Origin of the sequence: Nocardia camponoti (assembly GCF_014646135.1) — a bacterium.
GTDB classification, from domain to species: Bacteria; Actinomycetota; Actinomycetes; order Mycobacteriales; family Mycobacteriaceae; genus Nocardia; species Nocardia camponoti.
Map to the genome: position 1 here is coordinate 177,005 of NZ_BMMW01000005.1, position 23,493 is coordinate 200,497.

A 23,493-nucleotide genomic window follows, 5' to 3' on the forward strand; every position below is an offset into this window, starting at 1 on the left:
ATAGGTGCGAGCCGATGACCAACGGGGGCGTAGACCTGTCCAAGACGGACTCTTTGGCGCTGCGCGAGCGGGCAATTCCGCTCCCTGGTCGCGACCAGGGTTATCGTCGCGTCCTGCTGCTTGGCACGACAGGAGCGGGCAAAACCACCGTCGTCCGCCAGTTGCTCGGCACCAACCCCCGCACCGAGAAATTCCCGTCGACATCAACGGCGAAGACGACCGTCGCCGACATGGAAGTCATCATTAGCGACGGCCCGGAGTTTCAGGCTGTTGTCACCTTCGCCGCCCAAGACGTGATCGAAGGTCACCTGCAGGAGAATGTGGTCGAAGCCGCCCTTGCCGCGTTCGCTGGCAAAGATGACGCGGTTGTTGGCCGCAAACTGCTCGATCACGTGAATCAGCGGTTCCGATTTAGCTACGCGCTCGGTCGAATTCAGGCCGCGTCCGCCGACGACCTTATCGATGACGATGAGGATGACGACGATGACGACGACCTCGATCCCGACGATTTCGGCGATATCGACGAGGCGGAGACGGCCCGCGTCCTCAAATCCGCGATTCAGTCGGTGCGACTGCTCGCTGAGGAGTATGCCATCGAATGTGGTTTAGATCGTCCCGCCGACGAAGTCACGAAATACGTTGAGCGCAACGCTGATAGCGATTTGCCTGGCCGGTCGCGTTTCGTCGACATCGTCGACAAGCTCATGGCCGAACTCATGCACCGGTTCGATGTGCTCGATATCGGTGAGTTGCGCAGTGACGCTGACGGTTGGCCGATCACGTGGACGCTCACCAGCACCGATCGCGCCGAATTCCTCACGACGGTGACCCGATTTACCGGCAACAACGCGAAACTGTTTGGGCGCCTGCTGACTCCGCTGGTAAGCGCGGTTCGGGTGAGCGGACCGTTTGTCGCGAAGTGGGCGGCCACGCAGCCGCGACTGGTCCTTATCGACGGCGAAGGGTTGGGGCACGCGAAGTCGCAGGCGTCGCCGTTGTCGACCCGTATTTCACGGCAGCTTGACGTAGTTGACGCGGTGCTGCTCGTCGACAATGCGCAACAACCAATGCAGGCCGCCGCCGCTGCGGCGCTGAAAAGCGTTGCCATTACCGGGCATTCCGCCAAGTTGCATTTCCTTTTCACGCACTTCGACCAGGTCAAGGGCGATAACCTCGACACTTTCTCGGAGCGCGAAGAGCATGTGCGCCAGTCGCTGCACAACGTCTTGAGTCAGTTGCGCGCCGAGGGTCGTCATCAGAATCCGGCGCTGGAGTCGGCGGAACGGGTGCTACAAAAGCGCCTCGAACACGCGGCGTTCTTTGTTGGCGGCATGCACAAGCAGCTCAAGGCTAACAACGCTGGCAAGCGCACGATTGACGAACTCAACAATCTCCTCGCGCTGATCGCTGATCCTGAGATTGCGGACCGAGCTGGCGAGTCGCGCCCGGTATATCGCAAAGAGGTGCTGTTTCAAGGGATTACCGCGGCGATTAACGAGTTTCGCAATAAGTGGCAGGCGGTGTTGAAACTGCGCACGGACGCGTCGATTCTTCCTGAGCACGGCAGTCGAATTCGCGCACTCACGCGGCGCGTCGCCAACCGCTGGAATGACTACGAATACGACAGCCTCAAGCCAGTCGCCGAACTACGTGAGTCGTTGAATGAGGAGATCTGGAATGTAGTGCAGGAACCCGACCGTTGGCTCGGCCCGCGCCCGTCCGACGAGGAACGTCAGGCGCTGATCGACACCTTCTTGATCCCGGTCACCGCTGGCCTCACCGAATTGGTGAACCAGCGCATCGTCGAGCAGCCGCACGCGGAATGGGTTGAGGCATACGCCCTTTCGGGCAACGGCTCGGTCGCGCGCCGGGCCACCCACCTTGACGCGCGGATACTGGACCGAGGTGCACCGCGCCCGGTCGCCGGACAGTCCATCGCGGGCAACGCGCTACTGGCGGCAGTCGCCGAGATCGTTGAGAAGGCCGCCGCCGAAGCAGGCGTCGTCTTCGAATAAATCCGTCAACTGCCGTTGCATCGTTTGACATTGTTTTCACCGCAACTTCCGCCGCCTCCTCCGGTCAAAAAGCCCACGTCAAAGCCGATTGTTATCGCACTCGCCGCAGTCGGCGGCCTGTGCACACTCGGCATCGTCTTGTCGGTGATCGGCGCGGCGATCGGGTCGAGCGACGGCGCCACTGCCGCGGTGAAACCGCAGACCACCGTCGCCGCCCCCGGAAACACGGTGGCGCGCACCACCACTCAAACTCCGACCTACGACGTTCCCTCGGTGACAAACCTTTCGCCCGAAGTCACCATCACCGAGAAGAAGTGCTACGGCTCGGCTGGCTGCAACTTCGAATACGAATTGCGGTTGACCACAACGGGTTCCCCAACCTTCGCCCCGGGCAAGCGCTACCGCGTGACCGTCGCTCTCGACGAGGGCACCAGTTGGGAACGGATTCACTCGATCACCCTGTCGGGCACCAAGGCCGACGTGATCACGAGCCTGGTCAGCAGCCGCTCAACCTCGGACCCCGTCCCGGTGATCAAGTCGGTCACCCCGCTATAGCGGTCGGCAAGTACCCGCCCGGCAAACTAATAGCGAAGGCGCACAACGTCATTCGCCGAGCGAAATCCTCTGCCGGGTGTCAAGATCAAATTCGGTTTCGTTCCCTCCCGGAGTAGCGCGTGACATCACCGAAGTTCTAGCCGCGCTCGAAAAGCGAGGAATTCGCACCGAACCCAGCACGCTGTATCTCGTGTGCGCGGAGTACTCAACGGCGGTCTTCGACAACAGCTCGCAGACGTGGCGGCTGCCAGGATCGGTGACGCTAGCAAAGGTGCAGCGTCCCGAGCGTCGCGAAGCGGATCGCGTACTAAAAGAGCGAGGCCCGCGCACGAGTGAACCCAATCGGGAGGAATTGCGGCAGCTGCGTGCGTCGATCCTTGATATTGCGCCACTGAGCAATTCGCCGGTGTTCGAGCTGACCGCGCCCAAACTGGGCATCGCCGCTTCCGCGCGAATCGTCGATGGCGAGTTCACCGTGCTCGCGGATTCGAGTGCGCGCCAAAAGTGGGCTGGCGAACCTTTGCACGCGTACTCCAACCTGCGCGCCCAGTTGGAAGAAGACGGCACCATCGTCGCAGGCACGGAAACCGCCCGCTTCACCCGCAACTATGCGTTCAGGGCGCCGAGCGCGGCGGCGGCCGTGGTACTCGGCCGCGCCGCGAACGGCCGAACCGATTGGGTGGTTGAGGGAACATCGACGACGTATGCGCAGTGGGAAAGTGAGTTGGTCCCGTCGGGTGGGAACTCCTAGCCATGATCACCACGCTTCTGTGGCGGCATCGCCCGAGTAGCTTCCGCCACCAGAGCGTTCTCGCCGATGTCGACAGGAGGGTGCGGGTATGAGTCTCGGCAGACGGCACGCAATGTGGCTGGTCGCGCTGCTCGCAACGGCTGCTTGCGCCACCGACCCTGCCGGTTCGCCAGAAGTCCGCCACGACCTCGCCCCTTTGATAAAACGCTATCCCCAACTAGGGACCCCCGATTCGGCGACATGGATGGCGTGGGACAACGGCGACGGCCGCACCGTCGGCCTGACCACCACCTGGATCCAGGCAGTAATAACCCTGCGCGAGGAAACGGCAGCCGCTTTGAGGTCAGCGCACGCATTAGCCCCGACGCAGCCGTACGAAATGAAGCCGGAAATCCGCGAGGCGACCCCGCCAGGAACCTACCTTTCCGCCCCGACCCTCAACGCAGCCTTCAGCACCCTGGGCTGGCCATCAGCAGCATTCTTATCCGCCGACACCCCAGCATTGATAGTCCTGACCGTCTCCAGTTAGCTTCCCCGACCAAGATCACCAGGCTATGAGGTAAACATCGCGCGAGAAGAAAAATCCCTGAGAGCCTGTTGATCTTGGTTCCCCGCACCGCCCCCGCCCTTCAACTGCGACCCAGCGATCTGGGCAGACACCATCCTTGTCGCCTCCAACCGCTGCCTCTACCCCAAGTACGGCTTCTCAGCCCCCTGAACGAACCGCTCAATCCGACGAATCACGCTCGGGTGCACAGGGATTCGCGCAAACTCCGCTATCTCCACGAACCGCACTTCCGTCGACTCATCACTGACCGTAATCTCCCCACCAGTTACCCGCGCCAAGTATGTCACCGCGAACTCCTGCCGCACCTCCCCATCGCTATACGCGATCACATGTCCAGGATCGGTGTAAATACCGAGCAGCCCAGTGATTTCGACGTCCAACCCAGTTTCTTCACGCGTCTCCCGGACCGCGCACTCGGCGAGCGTCTCGCCAATTTCCATCGCTCCCCCCGGCAGCGACCAATTACCCGAATCCCGTCGCCGCTGCATCAAAATCCGGCCCTCCGCGTCAGCCACCAATGCCGATGCTCCCGGAACCAGACTGTTCGCCTTCGGCGCCGCTGGGTCGTTGTAGTGGTCACGCCTGGTCGACATCAGCTTCCTTTCGATACACGCTGGTAGAACCCCAAATCTGCTCGAATTGCTCGGCGAATGACGAGAACATTCTGTACGGCGAAAGCTTCCGCAAATGCACATCTCACAGGCCACCCAGCTCTCCTACGGCCGGGTTCAGCACGCTCTACGCGAGCTTCAGCACCACGGGCTGGTCCTCGAAGCGTCGGCACGCTGGCATCTTTCCCCACGCGGTCGTGCATCCCTCAACACCCCAAGCGGCCGAGCAATGCTCGACGTCCCCCGCTCCGCCCTCGCCGCATAACCCAACGAAATCCCAACCTGCGCCTGCATTACTCCCTACGACCCATCAGCGCCCCGGCGCGTTATCGAAGGAATGCTCTAGATGCGTTTGGTAATCATCGCCGCAACCACGCTCGCCCTGCTTCTTCTCGGTTTAGGTCGCGCGGAAGCGGTAACTACCGGATTCTGTGAACAGCACGGCGGCCTTTCGCTGGGCATGCAGGACGGCTCGTGGTGGTGCGTTGGCGGACTCGGCGACGGACAACAAATCCTCTTCCACGCTTGAAAAGGAGAATGGCATTGGAACACAACGAAACTCGCGTTGAAGCGACCGGCTTCGCCCCATCGGTCGCATCAGCCCTCACCCGCGCCACCCGAATCGCCGCCGAAAACGGCAGGACGTGGGCGGGCGTCGAGGACTTACTCGTCGCGTTGCTGACGGCTCAGCCGGTGACGCCCCTCGAAATGCATTGGGAGAAGGAAGAACTCGGCGCTCTGACGTTCGCGGAGTTGGTCGCCCTTGCGAAGTCGATCGTGCCGGGCACGACGGCAGCCGATGGCGCCCCCGCAGCGTCGGCCACCGTGGCTTTCAGCGCGACCGGCCCGGAATCGGACGCGTTCACCGAGCAGGTGGCGCGGGCCTAAAGCACGTAGGACTTCCGGACGAACGGTTCCCGCAACCACTCAGTGCGCTCGGGAGTCCACCGATAACCCGCGTCGTCAATCTCAAGGCGACCGTTGCGCCGAAGGGCCCAAACGGTGCCTGATTCCGGGAAGTACAGGATCGCGTCGCCTGGGACGGCTGCGAGCACACCTGCGGCGATGAACACGATGTCACACGTCGTGCCTGGCCGGAATGCGCTTAGGAGTCCCACTCATATATCCCGTCCCCCAAACGCCTCTTCAATCAATTCATTCACTTCAACCTCAAAATCCTCAATCGCCGACTGCAATAAGCACTCGACTTCCAGCACATTCACCCGCGCATACACCTGCTCCGGACTGCATCCAGCGTCAAACATATCGGCGATTTCAAACAAGTCGTGGACGAAGATTTCGTAGCCGTGCTGCCGCGCCCATTCAAGGGCGTCCTCGATTCGCGCCATGATCGTCCTCCTGCGAGGGCCGTACTGAGCTTCGCGATGCTCACGTCATCAGGCATTCCACTGGCTCCGCGCACGCAGCAGGTGCGGGCGGCAGCCACGCGAGGTCGGCACACGAGCTGTGCCGACCACCTCCGCACGCACTTAGGCCGACGGCGGCAGCTGCTTAGATCGCGACTCAACCACCGACAGCAGCACAACCGCCGCGATCACCGCCAGCACGAATCCCCAGAAGTTCAGTTCGGTGATCGAACCAACGCCGATGAGGCTCGCGATCACGCCAGCGATCAGCGCCGCCGCCATGCCGAGCACGACGGTCATGCCCATGCTGATGTTCTGCTTGCCCGGTTTGAGTAATCGCGCGAGCACCCCGATCACCGCGCCGATAATCAAGAACCCACAGATCTGCACAATCGCGTTCCACATGGCTCGAACCTCCGCGTCGTCGGGAATGCCGGATATGCCTGATCATGACGCGCATTTACGGTGAGAAACAGGGTCGTGACGCCCATGCGGCCGAAGCGTGTCCGTGTCGAAGCCGGCGTAAACCCGAACCCACGACTCCCGTCGGTTCCGGTAGCGTCCCGAACGTCCGCATCACCCGACCGAAAGAGACCTGGTGATACTCCGCCGACCTTGGGTTCTCCTGCTCGCGATAGTGACGTGCGCGGTACTCGCGGTATGCCTATTAGTAATCGCGGACAGCCGATTAGACGAGCGGACGAATGGCCTGAAGGCTGTCAGTTGCGCGAGGCAGATTCCCGTTCCGACAGATGCATTCGTTTATAGCTGGGCCTCCGCAGCATTGCTCGTAGTGGCGTCCGCGCTAGCAGTCGTTTTTGTCGTCGCGTGTTGCACCGCACGCTCGATCGCGGTCAAGCTAATCGGCGCTGCCGTCGGAACTGTTTTTGCCTTCGTCTTCCTTGGATACGCCGTGTTAGTTGGGTTCGCGCTAGTAAGTCCTAGCTCGAACGAGCCCATCTCCCCTCGTTACCATCCCTGCGCCCAATAGCGGCAGCCCTACCGCATCCCCCGAATCTGGGATGCCAGTTCGATCACCCGACGGTCCTGTTCCCCAAAGCGCACCGCCATCTGTCGGTACAGTTTCCGCAATCGGTCTCGGGCGCCAACCACGTCGCCGGTTTCCGCGTCGCACGTCGCCAGCTGACGCTGGTAGCTCATCACCTGGTCGTCGTACGGGCCGCGTTCGGGGGTTACGTCCGCGATCAGTGTGCGGAGTAGTGGGGCCGCGGACGCGTATTCGCCGCCGTCGAAACGCAACGTCGCCAATGCCGTGCGCGCCTCAACCGTGTCGGCGTCGCGGGAGCCGAGGCTCGAAATCGCTTCGTCCACAAGGGTTTCCAATGCGGCACCATTGGGGTTAACCAGCGTCTCGGCGATGCGCGCGCGTAGGTCGCCCGCAGTGTCGCCCCACTCGTCAGACCCGGCGCCGCTCGCCCGCTCCGCGGCGCCATCCGCACCCACACCGGTCGCCCCACAACCCACAACGTCCAAGTCAGCCCCAGCGCCCACACCACTATCCCCCGCACCAAACCCACCCCCAACAGCCCGCGCATACATCCCCACCGGCCCGTCCCCATCATCAACCAATGCCCCCACCCCACCCGCGAACGGCAGCAACCCCGCGAAAACCACCGACGCATCCGCGGGCCGCCGCCCAACCGCCTTCTCCACCATCCGCATAATCAACGCCGACATCGCGGCGGGCACCCCCGCGCACACCTCCCCAATGTCGGGCACCGGCTGGTGCAGCTGGTTTTGCCACACCACATACGAAGTGGCCCCGGTCATCACCTGCTTCCCCGTGAGCAGCTCATGCAAAACCAACCCAAGCGCGTACAAATCCGTTTGTGCCCCAACGGGTTTCGCCTCAACCTGTTCCGGTGCCATAAACGCTGGCGTGCCAAGCGTGTGCCCAGTCTGGGTATACCGACTCATATCGCCCGCAACCGCGAGCCCAAAGTCGAGTACCTTCACCGTCCCGTCCGCGCACAGCATCAGGTTCGCGGGTTTGAGATCTCGGTGATAGATGCGATGTCGGTGCGTGGCGGATAACACGGCCGCGATCTGCGCGCCAAGCGCCGCGACCACCTCAACAGGCAACGGCCCATGTTGGGAGAGCAGATCAGCGAAAGTACGTCCCTCGATGAATTCCATGACGAGATAAGGACGTTCGTTGCCAGCGCCCGCGTCGTAGATCGCGGGCATCCCCGGATGACGCAACCGCGCCATCACCTCAGCTTCCTGAAGAAATCGCGCTGCCCAGTCGGACTCGCTATCAAGCCCTGGTTGGGTGAATTTAATCGCGATCCGCCGTTTGAGGTGCTGGTCGAATCCCTCGTAGACTTGCCCCATCCCGCCAGCACCCAGCTCCGCGACCAGCGTGTACCGCCCACCCACTATCTCCGCTGGCACCGCAGCAACCTCCGTGAATCCGACTCCGGCCCTCATGATCCCACGAAGGATCCCACGAAGGATCCCACGAAGGGCCCACGAAGGAGCACCAACAAAAGCACTCCCTCGGATTGACAATGATTTCATCCACGGTTACGGTTTTCGCCACCACGCCGCGTAGCAAGCGGTCGGCAAGTAGGCTTCTTTCCATCTGGGGACGACGACAAGAACAGGATTCGCGCGCGCATGGACGATTCTCGGTGGGAAACCGTCACCGAGTCGAGTTACGAGCATGAGCGCCGGGGGCTAGAAGCGATCCGGGCGCAGTTGCCGAATGTCGACCCGTGGTTCGCCTGGTCCAACTTCACCTTCACGGCAGCTACCGGCCATATCCGCGAAGTCGACCTCCTCGTCATCGCACCTAACGGCGTGTACATGATCGAGCTCAAAGACTGGGTTGGCCGCGCGCACGCCGAGGGCACCGACTGGGTGCAAACCACCCCCCAAGGCCGCCGCGTCCACCGCAACCCCCTGCACCTGGTGAACCAGAAGAGCAAGGAATTCGCGAGCCTCATCGCCGCCAATGGGGTGCGCCAGTTTGTGAGTTCGGCCGTGTGCCTGACCAACCCGGGCCTCAAATTCGACCTGCCCGCAGGCGACCGCGCCAACACTCACACCGTCAAAGAGCTGGTCGCGCGCCTGCACGCTCCCCCAACCGACATCCGCCGCCACATCGACGCCCGCCTTGCGAAAAAGCTCAAAAAGGCCATCGAAGAGGTTGGCGTCCGCCGCAGCGACGCCGACTTCGTGGTTGGCCCTTACGAATTGGAACGCAAACCCTTCGACGGCGGCCCCACTTGGCAGGACTACCGCGCCGTCCACAACGAGCTGCGCGAACCCGTCCGCGTGCGCGTGTATCTGCGTGAACGCGGTGCCGACGAGGCCGCCCGCCGTTCCGTCGACGACGCCGCCCGCCGCGAAGCGTCGGTCCTGCGCCGTTTCCGCCACCCCGGTGTTGTGCAGCTTGAGCATTTCGACTCGGCTGCCCACTCCGCGGGCCCGGCGCTAATTTTCCGCTACCACCCGAAAACCCTGCACCTCGACGACTACCTGCGCACCCACGCGGCCTCGCTCGACATCGCCGATCGCATCAACCTGGTGCGCCAACTGGCCGAAACCCTGCGCTCAGCGCATTCGGCACGCTTGTACCACCGCGCGCTCGCCCCGCGCTCGGTCCATGTGATTCCCCAGCAGGGCACGACCGAAACCGAGCAGTGGCGCACGCCACGTTTGCAGATTTCGGATTGGCAAGTGGCAACCCAACGTTCCGGCCAAACCCCGGGTGCGATGACCCGCCACGCCCCCACTTTGCTTTCCGCCCAACATCTTTCGACCGGCACCGACGCCTATCTCGCGCCTGAAGTTGGCGCGTCGTCGCCCGACCCGGTCGCGATGGATGTGTTCGGCCTCGGCATGCTCACCTATTTCCTGGTCACCGGCAAAGCGCCCGCGCACAGCAAAGCGGAGTTGTTGGCGCGCTTCGAAAGTGGAGAGGCGCTGCGCCCGAGCGCGATGGTCGACGCGCTCGCTGACGAGATCGACTTCCTTGTTGAGATCGCCACCGAGTACCGCCCGGCCGACCGCCTTGGTTCGATCGCCGAGTTCCTCGATGTGCTCGATCAGATCGAGGACGCGCTCGCCCCCGACGAGCCCGAGGAAGACGAAACCGCCGACCCTCTCGAAGCCGACCGTGGCGACACCATCGGCGGCCGTTGGCTGGTCCGCCGCCGCTTGGGCACTGGTTCCACGAGTCGCGCTCTGCTTGTCGAAGACCTCACCACCGCCAAGCTCGCTGTTCTCAAGGTGGCGTTGTCGGCCGAACGTGACGACGTCCTCACCCGCGAAGCGGCTGTGCTGCGCAACCTGCGCCGCCATTCGGGCATCATCGGCCTGGTCGATCCCGGCGAGGTCACGCTGGGCAGCCGCAAAGCCCTTGTCCTTGAGTACGTGGGCGACGAGCAGCCGACTGCCGACGGCAAAGAGGTCGCGAAGAAGCGCACCGAAACCGTGGCGCGCGAACTCCGCGACAACGGCCGTCTGCAAGTGGGTCGCCTGGAAAACTACGGCGACTACCTGTTTGGCGCGCTCGATTTCCTTGAGGGCGAAGGCGTCTGGCACCGCGACCTCAAACCCGACAACATCGCGATTCGCGTGCGGCCCAACCGAACTCGCGAATTGGTCCTCATCGACTTCTCGCTTGCCGGGTATCCGGTGCAAAACACCGAGGCAGGCACCGACGGTTACCTCGACCCGTTCATCGGTGTGCTCACGCGCGGCGTGTACGACGCGCACGCCGAGCGGTACGCGCTCGCGGTCACGTTGCATGAGATGGCGTCCGGCGAGCTGCCGCGCTGGGGCGACGGCAGCGTGCTGCCCCGCCAGCTCGATGCGAAAGACCACCCGTACCCGCAGGTCGCTGCCGACGCGTTCGATCCGTCGATCCGCGACGCGCTCGTCGCGTTCTTCCGCAAGGCCCTGCATCGTGAAGTGGCGCAACGCTTTCCGGATTTGAAGCCGATGCGCGACGCGTGGCGCAAGATCTTCCTCGACGCCGAACGCACGGTCCCGTCGCGTCCGTCGACGCACCCGGCGGCACCCGCGCCGACCGAGGACAGCTCCCCCGACGAGCAGCGTCAACAGTTCGCGGACGCGGCGACGCTGGAAACCCACCTCGCCCAGGCCGGTCTCACCGAGCAGGCCGAGCAGTTCCTCTATGGCCTCGACGTCACCACCGTCGGCCAGCTGCTTGCCTACGGTCGTCAAAACCTCATCAACGCCCCCGGTCTCGGGGTGCGGGTGCGTCGCGAGATTCAGGATCGGCTCAAGTCGTGGGGCGCGCGCCTCGGGCAGGCCGAGCCGGAGTCGAAGCCGCTCGACCCGGCCAGCCGCAAGATCGCCAAGGTCGAAAACAAGGCGGCCGAAGACGACGCCGCGCTGCGCGCGCTGAGCCTCGACACTCTCGCCGCCCGGTTCGTGCCCGAGCCCAACAACAATCGGACGAACGCGTCCAAGGTCGACGCGCTCATTCGCTTTTTGCGCATTCCCGGCGCGGGCGACGTGGCAGGGCTCGACCCGTGGCCGACGCAAAAAGCTGTCGCCGAAAGCATGAACCTCACCAGCGGACGGGTTGGCCAGTTGATCGGTCAGCAGCGCGCGCTGTGGGCGAAGGACCCGGCCGTGACGATCTTGCGCGACCAGGTTGTCGACCTCCTCGCGAGCTTCGGCCGCGTCGCCGCGGCGACCGAATTGGCGGATGCCCTTCTCGCCCAACGTGGTTCGCAGTTACGTGACCGCGCGCAGCGGCGTGCGCTCGCGTTAGCGGCGGTGCGGGTGGTTGTCGAGACCGAGCGTTTCGAGCCCGACGAAGCGCGCCTGTGCACCACCCAAAAGCGCGACGCCGGAACGCATCCTGCGGTCGCTGTCGCGTTGGAAGCGGGCGAAGACGAGCCCGACGCTCCCGGCGGTCCCGCCCTCGCCCAGTACGCGATCCACCTTGGCGAAACCGCCGACGCGCTGGCGAAGCAGGAAACCCTGCCGACCGCGGCGACGGTGCTCGACCGTCTCGGCGCGGTCACCCCACCCGCTGGCGCGTTCAGTTTGGATGAGCATCGCCTGGTGCAGGTGGCGGTGAGCACGTCGCGCAACGCGGCGGCGACCCCTCGCTTGGAGATTTACCCGCGCGACCTGCCGCTGGTCCGCGCGGTGCGCCTCACCCAGGCTGGTTTGGTGACGCTCAACCCCGACACCGAATACGAAGAGCAGCCGGGCCTGCGCGCCCAGACCGTGTTCGACCGGGTGCTCGCGCGGTTCCCTGAGCTCACGATCGCGGGCAGTACCGTCGACAAGCCGACCCCGGCGTTGACGCACGCGCTGCGCGAAGCCGGGTTCGACGTGGAAGTCAAGACGCATCCTCGGTTCAAGGAGCGGTACCTGCCGGTGCGGTCGGTGTCGTCGTCGAGTCTCACCGCGTTCCCGTCGCGTCGCCAGACCAACGTGAATGCCCTTGGCGCGACCCGGTATTCGGACGATCCCGGTTTGTCGAAGGCCGCGCGCGCGGAGGAACTGCTGACCGGTGCGGCGATCCGGGACGGTTTCCGCGTGCTCACCACTCCCATTGCCCGCGAAGGCATTTCGCGTAGTGGTGGGTCGAAGCCGAAGGCGAATGTGGTTGCCGAGTTGCGTGATCGGTTCAACGCGCGCCCAATTTCGGCGACGTCGCTGTTTTTGGAGGAGATGCGCGCGCTTGTCGTCGAAGGCGAGAAGCCGACGTGGGAGACGCTGCTGCGCGCCGATGTCGCACCACCGGGTTCGCGCGGGGCACTGAAGTTTTCGGAGTTCTCGCGCACCGCGTGGGGTCGAGTGAAGGCGGAATTGTCGGCGAACCTCAGCGGCGACGGCCCGTTGTTGATGATGGACACCCACGTGTTCGCCCGTTACGACGCGATGCACCTGCTGGCCGAGTTGGCCGAGGAAGCGCGACGTGGCAAGGGCGGGCTGTGGTTGCTGTGTCCGCAGTCTGACCCGGCGCGACCCCCGCATTTGGGCACGACCGCTGTGCCGTACCAGTCAGCTTTGAACGAATGGATCGAGGTTCCCGCCTCGTGGATTAGCAACGAACACCGAGCCGCAGGAGTTTCCGCATGATCGACCGTGCCGCACTGCTCACCGACCTGAAAAAACAGGTCAGCGCGGTCGAGGCCGATCTGGACAAACAACTCAAAGCCCTGCCCGAGGTCAAGAGCCGCCTGCATGACGAGTGGGCACTCGCCCGCAAACTCAACCGCACCGCCGCCACCGAAGCATCATGGTTGGGCGAACGGGTCACCCAGGTCGCCGTCGCATGGGTGCTTGGCACGGTGTTCGTGCGGTTCAGCGAGGACAACCGGCTCATCGCCGAGCCCTACCTCACCGGCCCATCCGATGACCGCCGCGAACTCGCCCAAGCCCGCTACGACCACTACGTCGAAACCGACACCGACCCCACCTACCGCGGCTGGCTCGAACAGGCATTCAACGAACTCGGTGCCGGTCAAGCGGGCAAACTGCTGTTCGATCCCGCCCACAACGCCCTTTACCAGATCCCGGTTTCGCACGATGGTGCCCGCGACCTGATCGACTTTTGGCGCACCCGCGACGACGCAGGTGTGCTCGTCCACGACTTCACCGACCCCCTCGACACCGACGGCATCACCGGCTGGGACACCCGCTTCCTCGGCGACCTCTACCAAGACCTGTCTGAAGACATCCGCAAAAACTACGCCCTACTGCAAACCCCAGAATTCGTTGAAGAATTCATCCTCGACCGCACCCTCGAGCCCGCTATCCGCGAATTCGGTTACGCCGCAATCAAACTCATCGACCCCACCTGCGGATCAGGACACTTCGTCCTCGGCGCGTTCCGCCGGTTGAACGAACGCTGGGCCACCGACTTCCCGACGAAGGACCGGTACGAGCGGGTACGCGCGGCACTGGAATCAGTACACGGCGTCGATTTGAACCCGTTCGCCATCGCTATCGCCCGCTTCCGCTTACTGGTTGCCGCGATGGCGGCCGCGAACGTGCGAACTCTGGCCGATGCGGCGCGATACGACTGGCCGATCAAACTCGCGGTAGGCGATTCGCTGATCAAGGCACGTCAGCTCGAGTTGAGTTTGGACGGGGAGAACAGCGACCCGCTCGCTGAATTCTCTTACGCGACTGAGGATGTGCAGGATTACCCGGGGATTCTCCAGCCGGGTAGTTACCACGTGGTTGTTGGTAATCCTCCGTACATCACAGTGAAGGATAAGAACCTCAACGAGCTTTACCGGGGTTTGTACAACGCATGCGCGGGAACTTATGCACTATCGGTGCCCTTCGCCCAGAGGTTCTTTGAACTGGCAAAGTTCAGCGAGGCAGACGGAACCGGTTTCGGCCGAGTCGGGCAGATTACTGCGAACTCGTTTATGAAGCGCGAATTCGGGACGAAACTAATCGAAGAATTCTTCGCGCACTCGGTCGAACTGACCGAGGTCATCGATACGTCGGGCGCGTATATCCCGGGCCACGGGACGCCCACGGTAATCCTCGTCGGCACGCGTCGGTCAGGTAAAAACCGGTCCGGGACCATCCGGACGGTGCGAAGTGTGCAGGGCGAGCCAAAGGCTCCCGCCTTACCCGAGAACGGTCTGGTGTGGACCGCGATAGTCGACCAAATCGACCAACCCGGTAGCGCGAGCGCATGGGTTTCGGTCGACGATCTTGAACGTGATCAGTACTTCGGAAAGCAGCCGTGGATCCTTGTTGCCGATGGACAGGAACTTGTGGCGCAGTTGACCGAGAGCGCCGCGACAACGCTTTCAACCCGGATTGCGAGCATTGGACGGACTACAAACAGCGGAGCAGATGACGCATACTTCGTAGATGACGCAATGACCGTGAAGCGGTACGGTCTCGCCGGATCCTTTCGCGAGCTAGTCGTTGGTGAGAACGTCAGGGATTTTCGGATCGACAAGTCGATTTGGATTGCTAACCCGTACACCGATTCATGCAACACAAACAGTATTAGCGACACGCACAAGCTCGTGGCCAGATTCCTATGGCCAGCACGGAAGGTGCTCCAGAATCGGACGATCTTTGGAAAACACATCGCCGCCAGGGGCCCGTGGTACGCACACCTCGAAAACTACAGCCATAAGCTCAGGCTGCCTCTCTCTATCACCTTTGCCGAAGTAGCCACCCACAACCATTTCGTCCTCGATCGCGGCGGAAAGCTTTTCAAGCAGACCGCACCGGTAATCAAGTTGCCGGAGGGAGCGACCGAGGATGAGCACCTGCAACTGCTCGGACTGCTGAACAGCTCAACCGCCTGCTTCTGGCTCAAAATGGTGTGCCATGACAAAGGGATTCGGGGAGAAGGCGGTGGTTTCACGAGCACTGAGTGGGAGAGATTTTTTCAGTACTCCAGCACTCGCATTCAGCAATTTCCTCTTCCAGCACAGAATCCGCTCGTCCTTGCGGCTCAGCTAGATCGTCTCGCGTCGGCCGCGTCCCCTCAAGCTGTAGTGCAGCAGACACCTACTACACACGCGCTGCGCGATGCAAAATTACAGTGGCAATCGGCCCACGAAGAGATGTGTTCCCTTCAGGAAGAACTCGACTGGCAAACCTACCGCGCCTACGGACTGACCGACGGCAACCTGGAGTCCACCGGGGCAGCGCCTCCGATCAAGCCTGGTGAACGTGCGTTCGAAATCGTCCTCGCACGGCAGGTCGCGGCAGGTGAAGCGTCGGCAGAATGGTTCGAGCGCCACGGTTCACAACCAATCACAGAAATCCCGGCCCACTGGCCCGATGAGTATCGGCAAACGGTCCGGCGCCGCATCGAAACGATCAGCTCCAACCGCGCGATCGGCATGATCGAACGTCCCGAGTACAAGCGCCGCTGGAAATCCGACGGCTGGGACACACTCCAAGAACGCGCCCTCCGCTCCTGGCTCCTCGACCGCATGGAGTCCCGCACCCTCTGGTTCGACGAAAACGGCCAACCCCAAATCCTCACCCTGGCCCGCCTCACCGACCGCCTCGCCGCCGACGACGACTTCGTCTCTGTCGCAAGCATTTACGCTCCCCGCGCCGAACTCTCAGCAGTGGTCGCCGAACTGATCACAGACCAGCACGTCCCCGCGGTAGCAGCCCTGCGCTACAAACCATCCGGCCTCAAAAAGCGCAAAGACTGGGAACACGTCTGGCAACTCCAACGCCAAGAAGACGCGATGGCAGACGGCGCGGCCAAAAACGACTTCCGCAAAACCATCCCCGTCCCACCCAAGTACACCTCCGCCGACTTCCTGCGCACCCCGTTCTGGCAGGCGCGCGGCAAACTCGACGTACCCAAGGAACGCTTCATCTCCTACGGCACAACCAACGCCGCAACCCCAGAACTGTATGGCTGGGCCGGTTGGGATCACCGCGAACAGGCGATGGCGATCGCGATCTACCTCGCCGACCACGCCCTCTCCACCGAGGAAATCACCCCCTTCCTCACCGCCTTGCTGGAACTGCAACCGTGGCTTGACCAGTGGCACAACGAGATTGACCCCAACTTCGGTGTGGCACCCTCCACGTTCCTCGCAGGCGACCGCAAAGAACGCCAAGCCGAACACTCGCTTACCGACGACGACCTCCGCGCATGGCGTCCCGCGCCCGCCACCCGAGGTGTAAGGAAGAAGACGACGCGATGACCGCCGCGAATACCACCCCGCCCCTACTCCGCGACCTCATTGAGATCAAGGAACACCTCACCGGGTCGGACTTCGTGCTCAGCCTCGCCGACGCCGTCACCCCGGAAGGGTCAGCGAAAGCCGTTGAGCAGTACGTGCTTACCGAACGTCTGCTCGGCAACTTCGATGAGGCGCTTGGGCTGATCAAGTCGGCGCTCGACGGGCCAACGTCGAAGCCCGCGTTTCTGCATGGCTCGTTCGGTGCGGGTAAGTCGCACTTCATGTCGGTGCTGTACTCGCTGCTCACGCCGAATTCGGCGGCACGCGCACGCACCGAATTCGATTCGCTGCTCACCAAACACGAGTGGTTGATCGACGGGAACAAGAAGTTCCTGATGGTGCCGTACCACATGATTGACGCCAAGGCGATGGAGCAGCGGGTGCTCGGCGGGTACGTCGACTTCGTGCGCAAACTCCACCCGGATGCCGACATCCCGCCGGTGTATCGCACCGATTCGCTGTTTAAAAACCTGCACGCCCTGCGCAATACGATGGGCGAGGAAACCTTCCTCAAAGCGCTCAACGCCAACTCGGCCGAGGTCGACGAGGAAGACGAGTGGGGCGACAGCGCGGCGTTCTGGACCAGCGACAAGCTCGATATCGCGATTACCGCGCCCGAGTCGCACGACGGTACCGCGCTGAACCTGGTTAACCCAACGACCCCGCAGGAACTGCGCGCGAAACTCGTCAACGACGCGGCGACCACGCTGCTGCCCGGCTTCACCGCGTCGGCGGCCGAGGACGAAACCGGGTTCATCTCCCTCGATGCTGGCCTGAGTGTGATTGCGGCGCATGCGAAGTCGCTCGGCTACGACGGCATCATCCTGTTTCTCGACGAACTGATCCTGTGGCTGGCGAGCCTCATTCACGACGAGAAGCGGGTTGCTCGCGAAGCAAGCAAGATCACCAACTTCCGCGAGGGTGGCGACGCGCAGCGCGCGATTCCGATCATCTCGTTCATCGCCCGTCAGCGCGACCTGCGCGACCTCGTCGGTGAGGAACTCGCTGGCGCGGCCGAGTCGGCGATTCAGGACGCGCTCAACCACGCGTCGGGCCGCTTCGACCTGATCCAGCTCGAAGACCGCAACCTGCCGCAGATCGCGCAGGCTCGTCTGCTCAAGCCGCGTGACGACGCCGCGCAAGCCCAGTTCGACGCCGCGTTCGCCCGCACCCGCGCGCTCAGCCCGAAGGTCTGGGACGTGCTGCTTGGCTCGGACGATTCCACAACCGGTGCCGACGAAGCTTCGTTCCGACTGAGCTACCCGTTCTCCCCCGCGTTCCTCGACACGCTCGTGCACATCTCGGCCGCGCTTCAGCGGTCGCGCACTGGTTTGAAGCTGATGGGCCAGCTGCTTGCCGAGCATCGCAACGAACTGCGCCTAGGCGACCTTGTCCCCCTCGGCGACCTATATGAGCAGCTCAGCACCGCTGGCGAGACCCCGTTCGTCTCGGACAAGAAGGTATTTTTCGACGCCGCCAACCGCCTCTACAAGACGCGACTGCGTCCGTACCTGCTGAGCACGTGCGAGGTCACCGAAGACGACATCGAGACCTACCGCAACCGACGCGACACCATCACCGACCCGAAACTGCTTGGCAGCTGCAAGAAGTTCGTCGGCCAAAACCGGCTTGCCGCAACAGTTTTGCTCGCCGCTCTCGCGCCAAGCGTTCCCGCGTTGCGCGACTTGACGATTCGCCGACTCGGCGCGCTGAACTATGGGTCGATCACCTCGATGATCCCGGGGCGTGAAGAACCGGTGATCAAGAACATGGTCGAGGAGTGGGCGAGTCGCTTCCCCGAGATCAAGCTCACCGGCACCGAAGCTAATCCTGGTGTGCGCCTTGAACTTTCGGGTGTCGACGTGGACTCGGTTGTCGCCAACGCGCAGGTGAACGACAACCCGAGCAACCGCGCGATCCTGGCCCAAGAACTGCTCGCCGACCAGCTCGGCCTCGACCGCGCGAACTCGCGCCTTGGCTACGACGAACTGCACTTCACCTGGCTTGGCTCGAACCGGGTTGTCGAAGTGATCTTCGGCAATCTCAGCGACCGCGAATCGCTGCCCAATCACGACCTGCAACCCTCCGATTCAACGCGCTGGCGCATCGTGATCGACCTGCCCTACGACGAGGGCACCCACAGCCCGATCGAAGACGCCGAACGGGTGCGCAGGCTCAAGGAAGAGCAGGCGGGCAATCATCCGAACACGGTGGCATGGTTGCCTTCGCACCTCACCAAGCCGCGCTGGGAAGACTTCCGTCGACTCCTTGTGATCAGCAAGGCGCTTGCCGACCCGTACCGTTTCGACACCCAGTACGCGTCGCACCTCAACCCCGACAACCGCGCGAGCGCGAAAGCCCTGCTTGAGTCGCAGCGAGAAGTGTTGCGCAACAAGGTACTTGCCACGTTCAGGCAGGCGTACGGGCTGGCTGAGCGCAAGCCCGAAGACGTGACCAACGACCTCGGCGACCTGTTCCATCCGCTGCCCGACGTTGATGGGCTCACGGTGCCTATCGGCCAATCGCCGCACGACGCCATTCGCACCCTGTCAGGCAAACTGCTCGCCCATCAGTACCCCGACCACCCCAACCTCGACCCCGACAACACCGGCACCGCGATCAAACCCGCCGACGCGAAAACCGTGCTCGCCCATGTCAAGGGCGCTGCCGAAGCGCGCGACGGACGATTCGAAGTGCCTGCGAAGGATCGCGCGCTGATGCGTCGCGTCGCGCAACCGTTGCGGCTTGGCAGCCAGAAGGAAGCGTATTTCGAGCTGTCGAAGTACTGGGCCGACCACTTCCGCCGCGAAGCCCAGAACGCGGGCAGCACGGGCGACCTGACCGTCACGTCGTTGAGCGACTGGATCAACACCCCGCAACCGCGCGGGCTTGAACAGTTCATCTCGAACCTCGTCGTCGCGTCGTTCGCGGAAATGGACGACCGCATTTGGGTACGCGGTGGGGTCGCGATCGACGCACCCGACCTCGGCAGGCTCGGCGACGGTTCCGGTTACGCCCTGCGCACGCAACCGCTGCCAAGCGAAGCCGACTTCGCAACGGCACGAACCCGTTTCGAAACAATCTTCGGCGAAAAGGCACCGACGCTGCTGCGTGGTGGCCCCGTGCAGCAGTTCGCGCGACTGCTTTCGGCGGCGGCAACGAAGTACACCGACAGTGCGACCCGCTTGGTTGAGCAGTTGGAACGCCACGCCGCATTCCTCGAACTCACCGACGACAACCCGGGTGAGCGCCTCGCCCTCGCACGCCGCTCCCTTGACCTGCTCACCACGCTCGGCTCGGTGGGCAGCGGGTCAGCCGGGGCCAAGAAGGCAGTCGAGACGCTCGCGCACTTCGACCTGGCCGGGGTGAACCCGGACCGGTACGGGACGTCGATTAAGACGGCCGACCGGGTCACGACCGCGCTGGCAACGGCGGCATGGCAGGCACTGGAAGACGCGAAGCTCTACCACGATGAGGGCGGTGGGGCGATCCTGGAGAGTTTGCGTGGGTCGGCGCAGGTTGATCAGCGTTCGGTTGACCTTGTTGACGCGCTGAACAAGGCGGCGAACGCGGTAACCGCCCTTACGCGCCGCATCCTTGAGCAGCGCAAGAAGGAGCAGGAGCGGCGTAAACGGGAAGAAGCGCAGCACGCGGCCGGGTCCGGTACGGACAACGTCACGCTGCACAACCCGTCGATTGGTCACTCCGATTCGGCCGACTCCGCTGGGTCGGCTGGCGCTACGGGTGCCGCAGGCTCGGCAGGCGCTGCCGGTTTCGCTGGCACCGGTGGCCCGTCAGGGTCGACGGGCCTTGCTGGCACTGGCGGTTTCGGTTCCGCTGGTCAGGGCGCTGCTGCCGGGGCCGCCGATTTCGCCGGTGCCGCCGCTGGCCTCGCAGGCGCTGCTCCCCATCACGCGGCGAGCGGTGCGCGCTCGGGCAAGCGTGAGGTTTCGGCGAGCACGGCCGCCCAGGAGTTCGCCGCTGAACTCGCCGAGTTGGCCGCCAACGAACCCGGTGCGCGGATCGAGATCACCTGGCGGGTCGTCGAGTAATGACTACCTCGACCACCGCGCTGCGCCTCTCGAAAGCCACTGTCGCGCAATACCTTTCGTCGAACGACAAACTTCGACCGGAGCTCAGCACCCCCGGCAACCCGGTCGTCCTCCTCCTGCGCGGCGAACCGGTGTGGGAGTCCGACGCCGTGCTGTCGCTCGGTGACGGGCGCAGCGCGCGCGTCGCGGCCGCCACCTCACCGCTTGCCGTCCACGAGCTGATCTTGCAGCACGCGTTGGAACTCGACCCCGAACCGCGCGTGCTCGTGATCCTCACCGACGTTGAGGAACACGACCTCGATCCGGCGATCCTCGCGCGCACGTTTCGTGGTCAGGTGCACATCGCCGACCGGTGGAACATCGTTCGAGAATCGTTCGGCGCCAAGCAAACTGACGAACGGCTGCGGCGCGAAGCGTGGGCGTGTGAAGCGCTGCTCGACGCGGCGGGCGCGCGCAGGTGGCCGGTCCACCTTGGCGGCGCGATCCTCACGCGCGAAGGGGCGCTCACCGCGCTCGCGGTTCGTCGACTGCATCTTGCCGACGGCACCGAACGCATCGACCCAGTCGCGCTGCTTGAGTGGTCGCAGCGTCCCGAAGCGGCACACCAGTTCCTTAGCCTGCGGCCCGCCGAACGCGCCGGGCTCATCGCGTTCCTCAGCGAACCCGACCAGGCGGGCGCGACCGGAACGGTCCTCACCGCGCTCACGCTCACCGAGCACGGGCCCGACGCGCTCGCCTACGGACTGCTGTGCGGGGCGTTGTGGGAGCACGCGCAACCGGGCAACGCGGTGTATCAGGCGCGCGGTCGCGTTGAACGGTGGCTTGGCGACAAGCCGCCCGCGCACGGCGAAGCGCTCGACCGCCTGCTCGCGAACTTCGGGCGGATCTGCGAAGACTATGTGCGCGGCTTGCTGATCCGGGCGCGCAGTGCCGTCGACGAGCACGACGACGCCGACAGTGACGCGCTCATCGCGCGCAAGAAGGCGAATACTGTTCTCGCCCATGCCGAATCGCTGGTTCGCCAGTTCGGGGCTGGCGAGGCGGCAGCGTGCAGTCCGCTGCTGCCGACGGGGCTTGAGTCGCGCTTCACCGCTGTCGGCGTCGCGCTGGCACTCGACGACAAAGCCGGTGCCGAGGACAAGATCGAGTCCGCGGTCGTCGCCCTTCGCGCGCACGCGCTCATCCACGACGAACCCGTGCGGCACAAGCGAGTTCGCATGGCGCAGCGGTTGTCGCGCTGGTTGCGCACCGCGCCCGACCCCACCGTCGACGGCAGCGTCGGCGACGCGATCGCGCGCCAAATGCGCAGCACCGCGTGGGCCGATCGCGCACTCGACTACCTCGAAGCAGGCGGCGACAACGACCCCGCATTGCGAACGGCCTTCGCGGCGTTGGCCATTCGCGCACGGAAGACCCGACGCGAATTCGACCGGGAATTCGCGAAGAACCTCGTGAACTGGACGCAGTCGGGTTCGGCACCTGGGTCGCTGTTGACCGTTGAGTCCTTTCTTGAACGGGTGGTCGCGCCCGTCGCGGCGACGCATCGCGTGATGCTGCTCGTGATCGACGGCATGAGCGCGGCCATCGCGACCGAACTCGCATCCGAACTCGCGTCGACGTTTTCCGAATACGATCCCGTCGCGCCGGTGGCTGGCGCGAGTCCGGTTCGGCGGGCGATGGTCGCCGCGCTACCGAGTCTCACCGCGGTGTCGCGCACGTCGCTGTTCGCTGGCAAGCTCGTCAAGGGCGATCAGAAGACCGAGAAAAAGGTGTTCGGCGCGCATCCGTTCTGGGGTGCCAAGCGCGCCAAGGTTTTTCACAAGAACGACCTGCGCGGCGATGCGGGGCAACGATTCGGCCCCGACCTCACCGACGCGCTCGCCGACGCGGACTGCCACGTCGCTGTCGTGCTCAACACCATTGACGACCGGCTCGCGAAAGAAGCCAAGTTCGACGACTCCGGGTGGGAGGTGCGCGAAATCGGCAACCTGCGCGCGCTCACCGACATCGCGGCGGCCAACGGGATGGCGGTGATCATCACGAGCGACCACGGGCACATCATCGACCGGCACTGTTCGACGGTGACCGCTGACGGCGTTCAGTCGGCGCGGCATCGGCTGCCTGGTGGCGCCGGTGACCGTCGCGTCGAGAACGAGGTGCTGCTGGCTGGGCCGCGTGTGGTGTGGCCGGAGCCGGGGGCGAGCATTGTCGCGTTGTGGGACAACGACTCTCGCTACACCGCGCTCAAAGCTGGATACCACGGTGGTGCTTCGCTCGCGGAGATGACCATTCCTATCCTCGCGCTCGTCCCACACGGGGCGACCGTCCCGACGGACTGGCTCGGTATCAATGAGCCGCGCCCACGGTGGTGGAGTGGCGACAACGACGTGCTTGAGGTCGCGAAGGTCATTCCCGCGCCTGCCGTCGCCGCGCCGAAGAAGTCGAAGAAGGCACCCGCGCCGGTCGAAGATCAGATCACCTTCGACATTCCGCTGGTCGAGGTCTTTGCTGAGCCGGACCCGGCCGAAGCGCCGAAATCGGGTGTCGACCTGCTGATCGCGGCGTTGCTCGACTCCGACACCTTCGCCGCGCAACTTGAGACCGTCGCGCGCAAACCCAAGCCCGAAGAGCTCGACAAGGCGTTGCGCGCCCTGCTCGACGGTCCCCTCCCGCTCACCGCTTTGGCGCAGCGCGTTGGTCGATTGCCAACGCGCGCTGCGGGATTCGGGGCGATCCTCGGTCAGTTGCTCAATGTCGACGGGGTGCAGGTGCTCGAAACGCTGGCCGACGGTCGCACGGTGCGGTTGCACGTCGCGCTGCTTCGCGAACAATTCGGGCTGCGCTGACGTGGCAGGATCG

Annotated in this window: 15 protein-coding genes; 10 read left to right on the forward strand and 5 right to left on the reverse strand. The window is 63.9% G+C overall.

Annotation, left to right across the window (positions count from 1 at the left end):
• Positions 1-14 precede the first annotated feature (14 nt).
• The 4 genes from IEX78_RS21860 (at position 15) to IEX78_RS21875 (ending at position 3,850) form a co-directional block, all read left to right on the forward strand.
• Positions 15-2,015: a hypothetical protein gene (locus tag IEX78_RS21860; protein WP_188830910.1), complete on the forward strand. Its 2,001-nt coding sequence runs from the start codon at positions 15-17 to the stop codon at positions 2,013-2,015.
• A 30-nt stretch (positions 2,016-2,045) separates the two neighbouring features.
• The gene (locus IEX78_RS21865; protein ID WP_188830911.1) at positions 2,046-2,570 is read left to right on the forward strand and encodes a hypothetical protein; all 525 of its coding nucleotides are present in this window, start codon (positions 2,046-2,048) and stop codon (positions 2,568-2,570) included.
• A gap of 76 nt (positions 2,571-2,646) precedes the next feature.
• A complete protein-coding gene (locus IEX78_RS21870; RefSeq protein ID WP_188830912.1) occupies positions 2,647-3,321 on the forward strand; it encodes a DUF4357 domain-containing protein in 675 nt (224 codons plus the stop codon).
• Between the two features lie 88 nt (positions 3,322-3,409).
• The gene (locus tag IEX78_RS21875; RefSeq protein WP_188830913.1) at positions 3,410-3,850 is read left to right on the forward strand and encodes a hypothetical protein; all 441 of its coding nucleotides are present in this window, start codon (positions 3,410-3,412) and stop codon (positions 3,848-3,850) included.
• Between the two features lie 158 nt (positions 3,851-4,008).
• Here the strand turns inward: IEX78_RS21875 and IEX78_RS21880 are convergent, their stop codons facing one another.
• Positions 4,009-4,482 (reverse strand): NUDIX domain-containing protein, encoded by a 474-nt coding sequence (locus tag IEX78_RS21880; protein WP_188830914.1) that lies wholly within the window; start codon positions 4,480-4,482, stop codon positions 4,009-4,011.
• Positions 4,483-4,846: 364 nt separating this feature from the next.
• Between IEX78_RS21880 and IEX78_RS21885 the strand changes: the two genes are divergently transcribed.
• Both IEX78_RS21885 and IEX78_RS21890 read left to right on the forward strand, forming a co-directional pair.
• Positions 4,847-5,029 carry a hypothetical protein gene (locus IEX78_RS21885; protein ID WP_188830915.1) on the forward strand — a complete coding sequence of 61 codons (183 nt, stop codon included), beginning with the start codon at positions 4,847-4,849 and terminating at the stop codon, positions 5,027-5,029.
• A gap of 14 nt (positions 5,030-5,043) precedes the next feature.
• Positions 5,044-5,388 carry a hypothetical protein gene (locus IEX78_RS21890; RefSeq protein WP_188830916.1) on the forward strand — a complete coding sequence of 115 codons (345 nt, stop codon included), beginning with the start codon at positions 5,044-5,046 and terminating at the stop codon, positions 5,386-5,388.
• Here IEX78_RS21890 and IEX78_RS21895 read toward each other — a convergent pair.
• The 4 genes from IEX78_RS21895 to IEX78_RS21910 form a co-directional block, all read right to left on the reverse strand.
• Positions 5,385-5,573 (reverse strand): SitI3 family protein, encoded by a 189-nt coding sequence (locus IEX78_RS21895; protein WP_188830917.1) that lies wholly within the window; start codon positions 5,571-5,573, stop codon positions 5,385-5,387. The genes IEX78_RS21890 and IEX78_RS21895 overlap by 4 nt on opposite strands.
• Before the next feature lie 45 nt (positions 5,574-5,618).
• Positions 5,619-5,849: a hypothetical protein gene (locus IEX78_RS21900; RefSeq protein ID WP_188830918.1), complete on the reverse strand. Its 231-nt coding sequence runs from the start codon at positions 5,847-5,849 to the stop codon at positions 5,619-5,621.
• 141 nt (positions 5,850-5,990) lie between these two features.
• Positions 5,991-6,272, reverse strand: coding sequence for a GlsB/YeaQ/YmgE family stress response membrane protein (locus IEX78_RS21905; protein ID WP_229684220.1), 282 nt, complete (start codon positions 6,270-6,272; stop codon positions 5,991-5,993).
• A 594-nt stretch (positions 6,273-6,866) separates the two neighbouring features.
• On the reverse strand, positions 6,867-8,282 hold the full coding sequence (locus IEX78_RS21910) for a serine/threonine-protein kinase (RefSeq protein ID WP_188830919.1): 1,416 nt from the start codon (positions 8,280-8,282) through the stop codon (positions 6,867-6,869).
• A gap of 225 nt (positions 8,283-8,507) precedes the next feature.
• On the opposite strand from IEX78_RS21910, the gene pglW reads away from it, so the two are divergent.
• Genes pglW through pglZ form a run of 4 tightly spaced genes read left to right on the forward strand, consistent with a single transcriptional unit; the run spans position 8,508 to position 23,480 of the window.
• Entirely contained in the window at positions 8,508-12,965 is a 4,458-nt protein-coding gene (gene pglW / locus IEX78_RS21915; protein WP_188830920.1) for a BREX system serine/threonine kinase PglW, read from the forward strand.
• On the forward strand, positions 12,962-16,543 hold the full coding sequence (pglX, locus tag IEX78_RS21920; protein ID WP_188830921.1) for a BREX-2 system adenine-specific DNA-methyltransferase PglX: 3,582 nt from the start codon (positions 12,962-12,964) through the stop codon (positions 16,541-16,543). Before pglW ends, pglX begins: the two co-directional genes overlap by 4 nt.
• Positions 16,540-20,634: a BREX-2 system ATPase PglY gene (gene pglY / locus IEX78_RS21925; protein WP_229684222.1), complete on the forward strand. Its 4,095-nt coding sequence runs from the start codon at positions 16,540-16,542 to the stop codon at positions 20,632-20,634. The genes pglX and pglY overlap by 4 nt, the downstream gene beginning before the upstream one ends.
• Positions 20,634-23,480 (forward strand): BREX-2 system phosphatase PglZ, encoded by a 2,847-nt coding sequence (pglZ, locus tag IEX78_RS21930; protein ID WP_188830922.1) that lies wholly within the window; start codon positions 20,634-20,636, stop codon positions 23,478-23,480. The genes pglY and pglZ overlap by 1 nt, the downstream gene beginning before the upstream one ends.
• Positions 23,481-23,493: the final 13 nt, after the last annotated feature.